We start from the raw sequence: 905 nt of genomic DNA on the forward strand, positions 1-905 counted from the left end.
TCGGTCGACGACGGCAAGTCGACGCTGATCGGGCGGCTGCTCTACGACAGCAAGATGATCTTCGAGGATCAGCTGGCAGCACTCGAGGCGGACAGCAAGCGTGTCGGCACCCAGGGCCAGGAGATCGATTTCGCGCTGCTCGTCGACGGCCTTGCCGCCGAGCGCGAACAGGGCATCACCATCGATGTCGCCTATCGCTTCTTCTCGACCGAGAAGCGCAAGTTCATCGTCGCCGACACGCCGGGGCACGAGCAGTACACCCGCAACATGGTGACGGGCGCCTCGACCGCCGATCTGGCGGTGATCCTGATCGACGCGCGCAAGGGCGTGCTGACCCAGACGCGGCGCCACTCCTACCTCGCGCATCTGATCGGCATCCGCCACATCGTGCTGGCGGTGAACAAGATGGATCTGGTCGGTTACGACCGGTTGCGCTTCGATGCGATCGTCGAGGATTATCGCTGCTTCGCCAAGAGCATCGGCATCGAGAGCTTCACGGCGCTGCCGATCTCGGGCTTCAAGGGCGACAACATCACCGCGCTGTCGGACAACACCCCCTGGTACACGGGCCCCACCTTGATGGGCCATCTCGAGACGGTGGAGGTCGACGCCACCGCCGACCAGGCGCAGCCGTTCCGCATGCCGGTGCAATGGGTCAACCGCCCCAATCTCGATTTCCGGGGCTTTTCCGGGCTGATCGCGGCGGGCACCGTCCGTCCGGGTGACGCGGTGCGCATCATCCCCTCGGGCAAGACCTCGCGGATCGCGCGGATCGTCACGCTTGACGGTGATCTCGATGAGGCCGTCGCCGGCCAGTCGGTGACCTTGACCCTGACCGACGAGGTCGATTGCTCGCGCGGCGACGTCATCGCCGTCGCCGACGCGCCGCCCCAGGCGGCCGACCA

The 905-nt window shown here is 66.1% G+C and carries 1 protein-coding gene; it reads left to right on the forward strand.

What is annotated here, in order from left to right; genetic code table 11:
- A partial coding sequence (locus AC3WN8_RS30095) for a sulfate adenylyltransferase subunit 1 (protein ID WP_492673215.1) occupies positions 1–905 on the forward strand: 905 nt, incomplete at both ends.

Source organism: Sphingobium sp. FW305-3-2-15-F-TSA7 (assembly GCF_058787155.1).